The following is a 14,735-nucleotide window of genomic DNA, read 5'->3' on the forward strand; positions in this document are numbered from 1 at the left end:
GCCCCCGCGGGCACAGCCTCCGTCCGTGGGGAGTCCCGCGTGGGGACGACAGCGCGACGGCGCGACACCCCTGCGAGGGTGCCGCGCCGTCGTGGTCGTGCAATTGCGGGTCCTGCCACTGGGAACGGGGCGGGAACCGCGACGGCGGGTCAGACCTGCGGGGGCTGGGCCTCCGCGGCGGCCTGGGCGGCGGCCGGCAGCGCCGAGAGGATCCGGTCCATCGCCGAGTCGTCGTGCGCCGCGGAGAGGAACCACGCCTCGAACACCGAGGGCGGCAGGTAGACGCCGGCGTCCAGCATGGCGTGGAAGAACGGGGTGTACCGGAAGGCCTCCTGGCCCTTGGCGTCCGCGTAGTCGTGCACGCCCGTGGCCCGGGTGCCGAAGGCGACCGAGAACAGGTTGCCCGCCTCCTGGATGGAGTAGTCCACCCCGGCGGCGTCGAGGGCCTCGCGCAGTCCGGCGCGCAGCTGCTCGGAGCGGCGGTCGATGGTCTGGTAGGCCACCGCGTCCGCGCACTTGAGCGTGGCGAGACCGGCGGCCATCGCCACCGGGTTCCCGGACAGGGTTCCCGCCTGGTACACGGGACCGGTGGGAGCCAGGTGCTCCATGATGTCCCGACGGCCGCCGAGGGCAGCCGTGGGCAGCCCGCCGCCGATGACCTTGCCGAACGTGAAGAGGTCCGGCGCCCAGCTCTCGCCCGCGGCGTTGCTCAGACCCCAGTACCCGGCCTCATGGACGCGGAAACCGGTGAGCACCTCGTCCAGGATCATGAGCGCGCCGTCCGCCTGCGTGATGCGGCGGATCGCGGCGTTGAAGCCGTCCTCGGGGGTCACCACGCCCATGTTGCACGGTGCGGACTCGGTGATCACGGCGGCGATCTGGCCGGGGTGCTCGGCGAACGCGGTCTCGAGCGCGGCGACGTCGTTGTAGGGCAGCACCAGGGTCTGCGCGGCGGTCGCCTCGGTGACGCCCGCGGAGCCCGGCAGCGCGAGGGTGGCGAGCCCGGACCCGGCCTCGGACAGCAGCGAGTCCACGTGGCCGTGGTAGCAGCCGGCGAACTTCACCACGAGGTCACGGCCGGTGAAGCCGCGCGCGAGCCGCAGGGAGGTCATGGTGGCCTCGGTGCCCGTGGAGACCATGCGGATCTCCTCGAGCGGTGCCACACGGTCCACCACGAGCTCCGCGAGCTCGGTCTCGCCGCGCGTGGTGGCGCCGAAGCCCAGGCCGCGCTCCACGGCCTCGTGCACGGCCTCGGTGACCACGGGGTGCGCGTGCCCGATCAGGGCGGGGCCCCACGAGCACACGAGGTCCACGTACTCGCGGCCGTCCACGTCCGTGAGGTACGGGCCCTTGGCGGCCGCGATGAACGGCGGGGTGCCGCCCACGGAGTTGAACGCGCGCACGGGCGAGTTCACACCCCCGGGCATCACGCGGCGGGCACGGTCGAACAGTTCCTGGGAAACACTCATGAGATCACGTCATTCCTTTCGCCGGGACCGTGTCCCGGGCACCGCGCGGGCGCGGCGGGTGGGCAGTTACCGGCCGTTCTCCTGGCGGAGGCGGCGGGCGAGTTCAGCGGCGTAGTAGGTCAGGATCGAGTCGGCCCCGGCGCGCTTGATGGACAGCACGGACTCGCGGATCGCGGCCTCGCGGTCGATCCACCCGTTGGCGGACGCGGCCTCGATCATCGCGTACTCCCCCGAGATCTGGTACGCGGACACCGGAACCGGGGAGGCGTCCGCGACCTCGCGCAGGATGTCCAGGTAGCTCATGGCGGGCTTGACCATGACCATGTCCGCCCCCTCGGCGAGGTCCGTCTGCAGCTCGAGCAGCGCCTCACGCCGGTTCGCGGGGTCCATCTGGTAGGTCTTGCGGTCCCCGGTGAGCGTGGAGTCCACGGCCTCGCGGAACGGGCCGTAGAACGCCGAGGAGTACTTGGCGGTGTACGCGAGCACGGACACGTCCTCGCGGCCCGCGGCGTCCAGCGCGGCGCGGATCACCCCCACCTGCCCGTCCATCATCCCGGACGGGCCCAGCATGTGCGCCCCGGCCTCGGCCTGGGCCACGGCCATCCGGCCGTAGATCTCCAGGGTGCGATCGTTGTCCACACGGCCCTGGGCGTCCAGCACACCGCAGTGGCCGTGGTCCGTGAACTCGTCCAGGCACAGGTCCGCCATCACGACGACGCCGTCCCCCACCTCCTCGCGCACCGCACGGATGCCGCGGTTGAGGATCCCGTCCGGGTCCAGGGCCGCAGAGCCCTCGGCGTCCCGGGTCTCGGGCACACCGAAGATCATGAAGCCGCCCAGACCGAGCTCCACGGCCTCCGCGGCGGCGCGCCTGAGCGAGTCCATGCTGTGCTGCACCACGCCGGGCATCGAGGACAGGGGCTGGGGCTCGGTGATCTTCTCCTTGACGAACACCGGCAGGATCAGGTCGGAGGCGTCCAGCCGGGTCTCGGCCACGAACCGGCGCATGGCCGGGGTGGTGCGAAGGCGCCGGGGGCGGGACACGATGTCGTACGACACGTCGTCGTTCATCTGCAGATCTCCTGGTTCATCGAATCGTTGCGTCATGAGAAGTCGTTCTGGGAGCACTTCGGCGGTCTGCGAGGGCGTGCTCCACCGCCTCGGCGAGCGCCTCGGGCCCGGGATGCGCGGCGGTCACAGGGCTCAGGCCGCGGTCGCGCAGCGCACGGGCGGTGGGCTCACCGATCGCGATCCACGCGGTGTCCTCCGCCGCCCGGTTGCCGTCCAGCAGTTCCGCCGCCCGCGACGGCGCCGTGACCACCACCGCCGCCAGCTCACCGCAGGCGCATGCTGCCCGGGCGGCCGCACGGTCGAGTTCCGGGGCGTCGTCCGGCTCCGGCACGAGAGTGCTCAGCGGCCGGGGGGCGGGTGCGGGCACCATGTCGTAGGCGCGGACCCGGCAGACACGGTACCCCGTGGCCCGCAGGCCGTCCTCGAGCGTGGTGGAGGCCAGCGCGGACACGGGCAGGAGGGCTCGGGGGGCGTCACCCGGCGACCCGGCACCCGCGGTGGAACCGCTGTGCTCGGTGCCGCTGGCGACCCCGCGGGTGCCGGCACCGGACGATCGGGGGTCCGTCTCCGTCGCGTCCTGACCGCCGGAGCGGTGTGCGGCGGACGTCGTGCCCCGCACGTCGAGGGTTTCCGGCCACTCCGCGAGCATGCCCGCGGCGCTGGAGGTCTCGGCGGGCACGAAGTCCACGCCCACACCGTGCTCGGCGAGGGCCCGCGCGGTCGCGGCACCCACGGCGGCGATCCGCAGCGGGGCGGGCCGGGCGGCGTCGTCCGTGGCACACGCCGGGGCAGTGGTCCCGGGTGCGGGGGAAGACGCGGTGGCGGCACCCGTCTCCGGTCCCCCGATCCGTGCGGCGCCGGAGGCGGAGACCCCGGCAGGACGGGCGGCGGCACCGGGCGAGCGGGCGGCGTCGAGCCGGGCACCCCAGTCGGCACTGTCCGCGACCGCCGCGAGGGCGTGGACCGCGGTGGCGGAGGTCAGGCACAGCCACGTGGGCACGGTGGGTCTAGCCGCCTCGCGCAGCATCTCGCGCAGGGGCTCGGTGTCGGGGGGCAGCGCGGCCTCCAGCAGCCGGGCGGTGCACGGCTCGTACCCGCGGTCCCGCAGCAGCGCGGCCAGAGGGCGCGCGGCGGCGGGATCGCGGGTCACGAGCACGCGTCGTGTGGTCACAGGCTCAGCCGGGCCAACCGGTCGGCGCCCTGGGAGAGCAGGTCGTCCGCGATCCGGCGCCCGAAGGCCTCGGCCTCCTGGACGGACGGCACGGGCACGGACTCGCTGCGGCGCATCACCTCGGAACCGTCCGGGTTGGCCACGACCACGTCGAGCTCCAGGACGTCACCGGCCACGCGGGCGAACGTTCCCACGGGTGCGGCGCAGCCGGCTTCGAGCTGAGCGAGCACGGCCCGCTCAGCGGTGACCGCGAGGCGGGTGGGCAGGTGGTCCACGGCCTCGAGACCCCGCATGAGCGCACCGGCGGGGTCCAGCTGCGCTCGGACCTCGAGCGCGAGCGCGCCCTGGCCGGGCGCGGGCAGCATCATGTGCGGGTCCAGGTACTCGGTGATGCTGCCCTCGAGGCCCAGCCGCTTGAGGCCGGAGGCCGCGAGCACCACGGCATCGAGGTCCCCGGGGTCCGCGGGCGCCACACGGTTCAGGCGGGTGCCCACGTTGCCGCGGATGTCCACGATGCGCAGGTCCGGACGCAGGGCCCGCAGCTGGGCCACGCGGCGGGGCGAGCCCGTGCCCACGGCCGCACCCTCGGGCAGCTCGGCCAGCGTGAGGCCGTCCCGGGCGCACAGGGCGTCCCGCGGGTCCTCACGCTCGGGCAGGGCCACGATCCGCAGCCCCTCCACGGGGGCCGTGGGCAGGTCCTTGAGCGAGTGCACCGCGAGGTCCACCCGCCCGTCGAGCACCTGTGCCCGCAGGGCGGTGGCGAACACCCCGGTGCCGCCCATCTGGGACAGCGGCCCCGTGAGGACGTCCCCCTCGGTGCGCACCGTGAGGAGCTCGTGGTCGATGCCCCCGGCACGGGAGACGGCCTCGGCCGCCCACCGGCTCTGGGTCATGGCCAGCTGCGAACCGCGCGTGCCCACCCTGAACACGGCTCCACTCACCGGTGGATCACCTCGCCGTTCTCGTCGAGGCCCACGGGAATGGGCTCGCCGACGGGCCGCTGGGCGATCGTGGGGCGGGGTTCACTCTGGCCGCGCAGCACCTTCACGCAGCAGTCCGGGGCGCACGTGTCGAACCACGTGCCCTGGGCGCACGCGGAGACCCGCGGGGGCGCGGTGGGCGTGCCCAGCCGCTGCTCCACGAGGTCCGCGAGCGCGGCCACGAACTCGGGATCGGTGCCGGCGGTGGGGATGCGCTCGAACTCCAGACCGGCCTCGGCGGCGGCGTCACGGGCCTCGGTGTCGAGGTCCCACAGCACCTCCATGTGGTCCGAGACGAAGCCCAGGGGCACCACGGCCACACCGGTGACGCCCTTGCCGGGCAGCTTCTCGATGACGTCGCAGATGTCCGGCTCGAGCCACGGCACCTGCGGGGGCCCGGAGCGGGACTGGTACACGAGCTCCCACTCCACCCCGTTCATGGGCTCGCCCACCTGCTCCATGATCCAGCGTGCGGCCGCGAGGTGCTGCGCCACGTAGGCGGAGTTCCCCTCGAAGCTCATCCGCTGGGAGCCGGCCGCGTTGGCGTCCGTCATGGGCACGGAGTGGGTGGTGAACAGCACGCGCACGGGGCCATCGGTGCGCTCGCGCAGGGCGAGCAGCGAGTTCCGCAGCTTGGTGGCGTACGGGCGCAGGAAGCCCTCGGAGTCGTAGTACTGCCGGATCTTCTCCACGTGCAGCTCGTCCTGCAGCCCCGTCTCCTCCAGGCCCACGCCGTAGTCCTCGCGGTACTGGCGGCAGCTGGAGTATCCGGAGTACGCGCTGGTGGCCAGCACCAGCAGGTCCCGGTAGCCGCGCTCGTGGCTCTCACGCAGCACGTCCGCCACGTACGGATCCCAGTTGCGGTTGGCCAGCAGCACGGGCAGCTCCACCCCACGACGCCGCAGCTCGGCCTCGAGCGCATCGCGCAGCGCCCGGTTCTGGGCGTTGATGGGGCTCACGCCGCCGTTGGCACGGTAGTGGGTGGCCACCTCCTCGAGCCGCTCGTCCGGGATGCCGCGACCGCGCGTGACGTTGCGCAGGAACGGGATCACGTCCTCCTGGCCCTCCGGCCCGCCGAAGGAGGAGAGGATCAGGGCGTCGAAGCTGTGCGGCGCGTTGGCGCGCTCCGCACTCAGGGCATTGGTCTCTCGGGTGTCAGTCATCTCAGTCGAGCACCTCGGCGATCTCGTGGGTGGTGATCCGGCGCCCCGTGTAGAACGGGGTCTCCTCGCGCACGTGCAGGCGTGCCTCGGTGTTGCGGAAGTGGCGCATGATGTCCACCAGGTCCACGAGCTCCGGGGCCTCCAGTGCCAGCAGCCACTCGAAGTCGTTGAGCCCGAAGCACGCGATGGTGTTGGCGAGCACCTGCGGGTACTCGCGGGCCTTCATGCCGTGGTTCTTGAGCATCTCCCCACGGCGCTGGGGGTTCATGTAGTACCACTCGTAGGAGCGCACGAACGGGTACACGCACACCCATGCACCGGCCTCCGCCCCGCGCGCGAACGCGGGCGAGTGGTTGGACGTGAACTCCGCCTCGCGGTGCACGCCCATGGCGTTCCAGGACTGCCGGGTCCCCGCCAGCAGGGGCTGGCGGCGCAGCTCGCGGATCGCGGCCTGCAGCACCTCCGGCTCCTTGCCGGTGAGCCACACCATGAGGTCCGCGCCCTCCCGCATGCCGGAGACGTCGTACACGCCCCGTACGGTCACGTCCCGCTGCTCGAGGTCCGCCACGAGGGCCTCGAACGCCTCCCGGTTGGCCGCCGAGTCGGCGTCCTGCGGCCGCTGCTCCGTGCGCTCCAGCACCGTGTAGGCGGCCCAGTACAGGGTCTCGCCGCCCTCTCCCGCGGCGCCCTGTGCGTCTGCTGCTCCGTGCTCACTCATCGTGCACTTCCTCTCGCCGTCTTCTCTTCTTCTTCGCTGCACCCGCGCGGGTCCCGGTCACCGGCGACGGCGTCCACGACGCCGCCCGTGCCGCTCCCGTGGGCGACGTCACGTGGCGACGTCGTACCCGTGGCGGGCGAGCAGGTTCCTGACCTGTTGCCGCGTGTCCGTGACCACCGCTGCGAGCCCCGTCCCCGACAGCCACGCGCCGACCGCCACCGCGTCCGGGACGTCCTTCAGCGCGCGGCGGAAGCCCGCGGCCCGGACGCTGTGCCCCGCGTCGGTGCGGGGCAGTGCCGCGTGCCAGCGGACCACGTCCGCGCCCACCAGCTGGGCGGGCTCGATGGGCACGCCCAGCAGCGTGCTCGCGTCCCCGAGGGCCAGCGAGATCAGGTGCCGGTCCTCGAGGGCGACCTCCGGCGAGGCGCCGGTGCCCTTGGGGGCAGTGCGTCCGTAGGAGAGCCGCACCACGTGGCGGTGCTCCCCGGCCTCCCGTGCCACCCACGCCCACTTGGCGCTCGAGTGGGTGAGGGCCTTGGCGCGGACCTCGCGGACGTCGTCGCTCACGAGCACACCCGTGCCGCGCGGCGCGTCGTCCAGCGCGGGGCAGTCCAGCACCAGCGTCGCGAGCGCGATCCGCGGACCGGAGCGCGGCGTGAAGTTCTGCGCGTCCGGCACGTGCGAGCCCATGAGCCGCACGGACGTGGGGCCGTCCGCGGCCAGCACGAGCAGCTCCCCGCGGGCCACCGCGGTCTTGTCCCCGTCCGTGGGCTGGCGCTGGATGACCATCCACCCCGGTCGGCGGGGATCGCGGTCCAGGGCGATCACGTCGTAGCGGGTCACGAGCTTGACGCCCAGCCGCTCGGCGTCGTCCACGAGCCGTTCGCTCAGCAGGTTCATCCCGCCGTCGATCCCGGCCACGTTCGCCCCCGCGGGGCTCGCCTCGCGCAGGGCGCCCGCGGCGGCACCCAGGCTCCCGAGCTCCCGCATGCGCGCGCGCAGACCGGGGGCCACGGCGTCCACGTCCAGCTGGTCGGGGTGGGTGGAGTAGACGCCGGAGACGAACGGTGCCACGAGCCGGTCCACCACGCGCTGGCCCATGCGGGCCCGCACCAGGGCGCCCACGGTGCGCTCACCCGCACCCATGCGGGAGGGAAGCACCTTGTCCATCCGCGCGCGGGACACCCCGGAGCGGCCCAGGGCCTCGCGCAGCTCCGGTGCGGTGGGATCGGCGGGGATCCCGAGCACCCCGGAACGCGGTGCCGGGACCGCACCCTCGGGCAGCTGCAGCCAGGAACCCGCGGGATGGGGGGTGACCATCCGCTCCGAGAGCCCGAGCTCCGACATCAGCTCGGGCACGGCCGCGGAGCGGGTCGCGAAGGACTCCGCGCCGGAGTCCAGCACGAGCCCCGCGACCTCGTGGGCGCCCACGGCGCCTCCGAAGTGGTCCGAGGCCTCCACGAGCGTGACGCGCAGCCCGGCGGCGGCCAGGTCCCGCGCCGCCGTGAGACCAGCCACTCCCCCGCCCACCACCAGCGCGGTGCGGGGACGCCGGGAGGAGGACGGCCGTGTGTCGCGGGGGGAGGATGTCACCGGGTCTCCTTGTGGATGAAAGTCACCAGGTCGCTCAGCACGTCCGGGTCCGTGTCCGGCGGGACGCCGTGGCCCAGGTTGACCACGTGGCCCGGAGCGCTCTCGCCCCGACGCAGGACGTCTCGGGCGTGCTCGTGGAGCACATCCTGCGGCGCGCAGAGCAGAGCGGGATCGATGTTGCCCTGCACCACGGTACGCCCGCCGAGACGGCTCGAGGCCACGTCCAGCGGGATGCGGTAGTCCACTCCCACGGCGTCCGCACCGGCGTCCCGCATGGCTGCGAGCAGCTCCCCCGTGCCCGTGCCGAAGTGGATGCGGGGCACCCCGAGGTCCGCCACCGCGCCCAGCGCGTCCGCGGAGTGGCGCTGCACGTGGGCCTCGTAGTCCCCGAGCGACAGCGAGCCCGCCCAGGAGTCGAAGAGCTGCACGGCGGACGCCCCCGCCTCGACCTGAGCCCGGAGGAAAGCGCCGGAGGTGCGTGCGGCCCACTGGGCGAGAGCGTCCCAGGACGCCGGGTCAGCGTGCATCATGGTGCGCGGACGCAGGTGGTCACGGGAGGGACCGCCCTCCACCGCGTAGGCGGCAATGGTGAACGGTGCCCCGGCGAAGCCGATGAGTGGCGTGTCCCCCAGCTCCGCGACCGTGCGCTGCACGGCCTCACGGATGGGGTCCAGGGCGGAGTCGGGGAGCTCGGGCAGAGCGGCGACGTCCGCGGCGGAGCGCACGGGGTGCTCCAGCACCGGTCCGCGTCCGGCCACGATGTCCACTCCCACGCCCGCGAGCTTCATGGGCACCACGATGTCGGAGAAGAAGATGGCGGCGTCCACGCCGTGGCGGCGCACCGGCTGCAGCGTGATCTCCGCGGCGAGCGCCGGGGTCAGACACGCCTCCAGCATCCCGGTGCCCTCCCGGGCCGCCCGGTACTCGGGCAGGGAGCGGCCGGCCTGGCGCATGAACCACACGGGGCGGTGCTCCGAGGGCAGTCCGCGCAGCGTGCGCACGAGCGGCGACTCGGAGGTGCCGACGCGCAGCGGGTGGGCTTCGGGCAGGGCGGCGAGGCGGCGCTGCCACGCGGCGGCCTCGGCCTGGGGATCCAGGTCCGGTCGGGCCGCCTCGTCCGCCGTGGCGGCGGACCCTGCCGGACGGGGTTCGAAGGTCTCGGGGGTGCGCGCGTTCTGGGAAGCCATGATGGTCCCATCATGCCAAAGGAGTCCGACGCGTTTTGGTGACGATCCGTCCGCGCGGGCGGGACCGGAACCGTGCCGTGCGCCGGTGGCTATGCTGGGCGGAGCAGAACGACTTCGTCTAGGATGGCGGGATTGTGGTTCTTTTCTGTCTTGTCGCATCGCACCGCACCGTTGACCTCAACACTGTGGCCAGGTTGAGCACCGGGGCCCTCGGCGTGGCCGAGGACGCCGTGTCCCGCGGTGCGCTGGCGGGAGCCATCACCCTCTCCACGTGCAACCGGCTCGAGCTCTACGGTGAGCTGTCCGAGCACGACCCGCGCCACGTGGCCCGCGCCCAGCAGGAGCTCGCGGAGCGGATCGCGGAGCGCGCCGGCCTGGACGAGCGGTTCGTGCTCGAGACCATGGACGCGTACCAGGGTCCCGAGGTTGCCCGTCACCTGTTCACCGTGGTCTCCGGGCTGGAGTCCGCCGTGGTGGGCGAGCGCGAGATCACGGGCCAGGTCCGCCGGGCCCTCACCCAGGCCCGCCAGTCGGGCACCGCCTCGGGTCACCTCGTGCAGCTGTTCGAGGCCGCGGCCCGCACCGCCCGCGAGGTGGGCGCCCGCACGGGGCTCGGCGAACGCGGGCGCTCCATCGTGTCGGTGGCACTGGACCTCGCGGACGACGTCACCCCGGGCGACTGGCCAGGACGCCACGCCCTGGTGTTCGGCACCGGCGCGTACGCGGGCGCCACCATGGCCGCCCTGCGGGACCGCGGGTGCGCGGACATCGAGGTCTACTCCGGGTCCGGACGTGCCGAGCAGTTCACGGACCAGCGCGGAGGCTCCCCCGTGACGGACGCGGGCCTTCCTGCGGCCCTGCGCCGGGCGGACGTGATCATCGGGTGCTCCGGCGGCTCCGCTCCCATGCCCGCGGCCGCCTTCCCGGACGGGCCTCGCACCGTGGTGGACCTCGCGCTGGCCCGAGACTTCGACCCCGCCGTGGCGGACCTGCCGGGCGTGGAGCTGATCACCCTGGAGTCCGTGCGCGTGGCCGCGCCCGAGGAAACCAGTGAGTCCGTGAGCGCCGCGCGCGAGATCGTGGAGCGCGCCGCCCGCGGGTTCGAGACGGCCCAGAACGCGCGCAGCATGGACCAGGCGATCGTGGCCCTGCGCAAGCACACCATGGCGGTGCTGGACTCCGAGCTGGACAAGGTCCGCGCCCACCACGGCTGCACCGGCGCCGAGGAGCAGATCGAAATGGCCATGCGCCGGATGGTCCGTTCGCTGCTGCACACCCCCACGGTCCGGGCCCGCCAGCTCGCGGCGGAGGGCCGCGCGGACGAGTACATCACCGGCCTGGAGGCTCTCTACGGCCTGGAGGTCGCCGTTCCGGAGGCCTCCGACGCCGCGCAGGAGCCTCCCGCCGAACAGTCCCCCTCGGACGCCCCGCGCCCGCGCGCGGTCGGCTGAGACCATGTCCGACCGCTCGTCCTCGGAGGAGGGCCACGTGACAGCTTCCGACGCCGCCGGCGCTCCCGCGCGCCCCGCTCACGTCCGCGCCCGGCGCATGAGTCGGGACCAGCGCCGCGAGCAGCTGCTGGACACGGCACTGCGGGTGTTCTCCGACGGCGGCTACCACGCCACGTCCATGGACGAGATCGCGGCCGCGGCCGGTGTGTCCAAACCCGTGCTGTACCAGCACTTCCCGGGGAAGCGGGAGCTGTTCCTCGCCCTTGTCGAGCACACGCTCGCGGATCTCTCGCAGCGCATCGGCGACTCCCTGGCCACCGCGGACTCCAACCGCGCGCAGGTGCGCAACGTGATCGACACGCACTTCGAGTTCGTGCACTCGTGCCCCCAGGCCCACCGCCTGGTGTTCAGCGCGGACCTGATGTCCTTCCCCGAGGTCGCCGCGCAGCTGGACGAGTTCTACCAGGAGGTCGCCCAGACCGTGGCGGCGTTCCTCGGTCCGCGGACCGGCGCGCCCCCGGCCCAGGCCATGCTGCTGTCCCGGGGTCTGGTGCACCTGGTGGAGACCTCCGCGGTCTTCTGGACCCGGCACCCCGAGGCCGGCACGCGCGAGGAGGTCCAGGACCGGCTGTTCCGTTTAGCCTGGGGCGGAATCAAGTCCCTCAACGAGGAGCACGCGGAGGCGGCTCCTAGACTGAGCGGCGACGACCAGGACTGACCCGCCGGACGCGGACACCCCGCGCGACCGGTCCGCCGCACAGCGTTCGACCCGCGAGCACCGCGGGGAGACCACCCCCGCAGGAGGTACCCATGGAAATCAAGATCGGCATCCAGAACGTGGCCCGTGAGCTCGTGGTCCACGCCGAGATGACCGCCGACGAGGTGCAGGCCAAGGTGGCCGAGGCACTGAGCTCCGGCGCTCCCCTCGTGCTGCAGGACTCCAAGGGCGGCACGGCCGTGGTTCCGGCCGCGAGCATCGGCTACGTGGAGACCGGGCAGGAGACCAAGCGCAAGGTCGGCTTCACTCCCCTGCCGCTGGGCTGAGCCCCTCTGGGCGGGACCGCCACCGGCACTCCCGCCCACCCGCGCCGACGTCCCCGGAGCACACGCCCGGGGGCGTCGGTGCGTTTGCGGGTACACTGGGGGTGTTTCAGCAGGATGACCGGTCGTCCCAGGACACCGTCACGTTCAGTCTTCACCCGCTCCGGCACCGCGCCCGGATGGTCGTGCACCGTTCCGATGAGCGCCCGGGTGGGTACGTTCCACGATCGGCTTCCTCACACCCGCGCGGTGGCCCCCGGCCCGCGTCGAGAGCGCCCCACCGCGGCGATCCCGGCACGGGCGCCGGTGACGGTGCCCCGCGCCGACACCCGTGAAGGACCGTTTTGACAGACATCACCGCAACACCCGAGCAGGACGCCCCGGAGCTCGACGAATCTGGCGCGCAGGCCATCGAGACCGCCGAGCCGGTGGAGGAGTCCTCGTTCGCGGACTTCGGGGTCCGCCAGGACATCGTGGACGCCCTCGCGGCCCACGGCATCACCTCCCCGTTCCCCATCCAGGCCATGACTCTGCCGATCGCCCTGTCCGGGCAGGACATCATCGGCCAGGCCAAGACCGGCACCGGCAAGACCCTGGGCTTCGGCATCCCCGCGCTGCAGCGCGCCGTGGGCCGGGACGACGAGGGCTGGGCGCAGCTCAAGAAGCCGGGCGCCCCGCAGGCCCTGATCGTGGTCCCCACGCGTGAGCTCGCGGTGCAGGTGGGCAGCGACCTCTCGATCGCCGCCAAGACCCGCAACGCGCGTGTGGCCACCATCTACGGCGGACGCCCGTACGAGTCCCAGATCGCCGAGCTCGAGAAGGGCGTGGAGGTCGTGGTGGGCACCCCCGGGCGCCTGATCGACCTCAACCGCCAGCACTTCCTGGACCTGAGCCACGTGCGCATGGTCGTGCTGGACGAGGCGGACGAGATGCTGGACCTGGGCTTCCTCCCGGACGTGGAGAAGCTGCTCTCCACGGTTCCGGCCGTGCGCCAGACCATGCTGTTCTCCGCCACCATGCCTGGCCCCGTGGTCGCGATGGCCCGGCGCTACATGACCCGGCCCATGCACATCCGCGCGGCGGCCCCGGACGAGGGCACCACCAAGAAGGACATCCGCCAGGTCATCTACCGCGCCCACCACCTGGACAAGGACGAGGTGGTCGCGCGCATCCTGCAGGCCGAGGGCCGCGGGCGCAGCATCATCTTCACGCGCACCAAGCGCGCGGCCGCCAAGCTCGCGGACGAGCTGATCCACCGCGGCTTCGCGGCCGCTCCCCTGCACGGCGACCTCGGCCAGGGCGCGCGCGAGCAGGCGCTGCGCGCGTTCCGCAACTCCAAGGTGGACGTGCTCGTGGCCACGGACGTCGCGGCCCGCGGCATCGACGTGGAGGACGTCACCCACGTGATCAACTTCCAGTGCCCCGAGGACGAGAAGACCTACCTGCACCGCACCGGGCGCACCGGCCGCGCGGGCAACAAGGGCACCGCCATCACGTTCGTGGACTGGGACGACGTCCCGCGCTGGCGCCTGATCGACAAGGCCCTGGAGCTCGGCATCCCCGAGCCCGTGGAGACCTACTCCTCCTCCGACCACCTGTACTCGGACCTCAACATCCCGCGCACCGCCAAGGGCAAGCTGCCCAGGGCCCAGCGCACGCTCGAGGGCCTGGACGCCGAGGAGATGGAGGACCTCGGGGACGCCCGTCCCCGCCGCGACGACAAGCGATCCTCGGGCGGGTCCCGCAACAACTCCGGCGGACGACGCCGCTCGGGGGCCTCGGGCTCCGACGGCCGCCGTTCCGGTGGTTCCGGCTCCCGCGAGCGCTCGGGGCAGTCCTCCGAGAGCCGGGAGAACGGCCGCGAGAAGACCGCGCACGCCCCGCGTGAGAAGTCCGTGGAGACCTCGGGTGAGGGCGGCGCCAAGCGGCGCAGGCGGCGTCGTCGTCCCTCGGGGCAGAACAAGGGCGGCAGCGGGCAGAACGGCCAGCAGTCCCCCGCCGCGGGAGAGTAGGGGCGGTGGGCGTGCCGGAGCCCTTCGTGTTCGACCCGGAGGGCACCAGCGCCATCGTGCACGGTGAGAACCTCACCGTCCTGGAGTCCCTGCCGGACGAGGCGTTCTCCCTGGTGTACCTGGACCCGCCGTTCAACACGGGCAGGGACCAGGTGCGCCGCACCACCCGCTCGGTTCCCGTGGCCCACGGCGAGGGGGACCGGGTGGGGTTCGCGGGGCGATCCTACGAGACGATCATGGGCTCGTTGCGCCGCTACGAGGACTCGTTCGCGGACTACCTGGGGTTCCTGGAGCCCCGGCTGGCGCACGCCCGGCGCGTGCTGGCCCGCCACGGCACCCTGTACGTGCACCTGGACTACCGCGAGGTGCACTACGTCAAGGTGCTGCTGGACGCCATGTTCGGCCGCGAGTGCTTCCTCAACGAGATCGTCTGGGCCTACGACTTCGGCGGGCGCACCACCCGGCGCTGGCCCGCCAAGCACGACACCATCCTGGTGTACGTGAAGGACCCCACCGCGTACCACTTCAACTCGCAGGACGTGGACCGGGAACCGTACATGGCCCCGGGGCTGGTGGGACCGGAGAAGGCGGCGCGCGGGAAGCTGCCCACGGACGTGTGGTGGCACACCATCGTCTCCCCCACCGGGCGGGAGAAGACCGGCTACCCCACCCAGAAGCCCGCGGGCGTGCTGCGGCGGATCGTCACCGCGTCCTCGCGGCCCGGGGACTGGGTGCTGGACTTCTTCGCGGGCTCGGGCACCACGGGAGCGGTCAGCGCCGAGCTGGGCCGCCGGTTCGTGTGCGTGGACAGCAATCCCGAGGCCGTGGAGGTCATGCGGCTGCGTCTGCCGGACGTGCCCGTGCGCACCGTCTGAGCAC

13 protein-coding genes are annotated in these 14,735 nt (G+C 73.2%); 5 read left to right on the forward strand and 8 right to left on the reverse strand.

What is annotated here, in order from left to right:
- Window positions 1-149 precede the first annotated feature (149 nt).
- The 8 genes from hemL to hemE form a co-directional block, all read right to left on the reverse strand.
- Window positions 150-1,469, reverse strand: coding sequence for a glutamate-1-semialdehyde 2,1-aminomutase (hemL, locus tag AABM36_RS10250; protein ID WP_423446051.1), 1,320 nt, complete (start codon window positions 1,467-1,469; stop codon window positions 150-152).
- Window positions 1,470-1,535: 66 nt separating this feature from the next.
- The gene (hemB, locus tag AABM36_RS10255) at window positions 1,536-2,540 is read right to left on the reverse strand and encodes a porphobilinogen synthase (protein ID WP_423446052.1); all 1,005 of its coding nucleotides are present in this window, start codon (window positions 2,538-2,540) and stop codon (window positions 1,536-1,538) included.
- A 16-nt stretch (window positions 2,541-2,556) separates the two neighbouring features.
- Window positions 2,557-3,711, reverse strand: a complete 1,155-nt coding sequence (locus AABM36_RS10260) for a uroporphyrinogen-III synthase (protein WP_423446054.1) — start codon at window positions 3,709-3,711, stop codon at window positions 2,557-2,559.
- Window positions 3,708-4,652, reverse strand: a complete 945-nt coding sequence (gene hemC, locus AABM36_RS10265) for a hydroxymethylbilane synthase (protein ID WP_423446056.1) — start codon at window positions 4,650-4,652, stop codon at window positions 3,708-3,710. The genes AABM36_RS10260 and hemC overlap by 4 nt, the downstream gene beginning before the upstream one ends.
- The gene (locus AABM36_RS10270) at window positions 4,649-5,854 is read right to left on the reverse strand and encodes a ferrochelatase (protein ID WP_423446058.1); all 1,206 of its coding nucleotides are present in this window, start codon (window positions 5,852-5,854) and stop codon (window positions 4,649-4,651) included. The genes hemC and AABM36_RS10270 overlap by 4 nt, the downstream gene beginning before the upstream one ends.
- Window position 5,855: 1 nt before the next feature.
- Complete coding sequence (hemQ, locus tag AABM36_RS10275; RefSeq protein ID WP_423446060.1) at window positions 5,856-6,572, reverse strand: hydrogen peroxide-dependent heme synthase; 717 nt, start codon at window positions 6,570-6,572, stop codon at window positions 5,856-5,858.
- Window positions 6,573-6,680: 108 nt separating this feature from the next.
- Entirely contained in the window at window positions 6,681-8,165 is a 1,485-nt protein-coding gene (hemG, locus tag AABM36_RS10280) for a protoporphyrinogen oxidase (RefSeq protein ID WP_423446062.1), read from the reverse strand.
- Window positions 8,162-9,352, reverse strand: coding sequence for a uroporphyrinogen decarboxylase (gene hemE, locus AABM36_RS10285; RefSeq protein WP_423446063.1), 1,191 nt, complete (start codon window positions 9,350-9,352; stop codon window positions 8,162-8,164). Before hemE ends, hemG begins: the two co-directional genes overlap by 4 nt.
- A 134-nt stretch (window positions 9,353-9,486) precedes the next feature.
- Here hemE and AABM36_RS10290 point away from each other — a divergent pair, with 134 nt between their 5' ends.
- The 5 genes from AABM36_RS10290 (at window position 9,487) to AABM36_RS10310 (ending at window position 14,731) form a co-directional block, all read left to right on the forward strand.
- Window positions 9,487-10,803 carry a glutamyl-tRNA reductase gene (locus AABM36_RS10290; RefSeq protein ID WP_423446065.1) on the forward strand — a complete coding sequence of 439 codons (1,317 nt, stop codon included), beginning with the start codon at window positions 9,487-9,489 and terminating at the stop codon, window positions 10,801-10,803.
- A gap of 4 nt (window positions 10,804-10,807) precedes the next feature.
- A complete protein-coding gene (locus AABM36_RS10295; protein ID WP_019309458.1) occupies window positions 10,808-11,521 on the forward strand; it encodes a TetR/AcrR family transcriptional regulator in 714 nt (237 codons plus the stop codon).
- A gap of 92 nt (window positions 11,522-11,613) precedes the next feature.
- Window positions 11,614-11,847, forward strand: a complete 234-nt coding sequence (locus AABM36_RS10300) for a DUF3107 domain-containing protein (RefSeq protein WP_019309459.1) — start codon at window positions 11,614-11,616, stop codon at window positions 11,845-11,847.
- Window positions 11,848-12,188: 341 nt separating this feature from the next.
- Window positions 12,189-13,856, forward strand: coding sequence for a DEAD/DEAH box helicase (locus AABM36_RS10305; RefSeq protein ID WP_019309460.1), 1,668 nt, complete (start codon window positions 12,189-12,191; stop codon window positions 13,854-13,856).
- A 5-nt stretch (window positions 13,857-13,861) separates the two neighbouring features.
- Window positions 13,862-14,731, forward strand: coding sequence for a DNA-methyltransferase (locus tag AABM36_RS10310; RefSeq protein WP_019309461.1), 870 nt, complete (start codon window positions 13,862-13,864; stop codon window positions 14,729-14,731).
- Window positions 14,732-14,735: the final 4 nt, after the last annotated feature.

Origin of the sequence: Kocuria sp. KSNUG, from assembly GCF_049532735.1 — a bacterium.
GTDB lineage: Bacteria > Actinomycetota > Actinomycetes > Actinomycetales > Micrococcaceae > Kocuria > Kocuria rhizophila.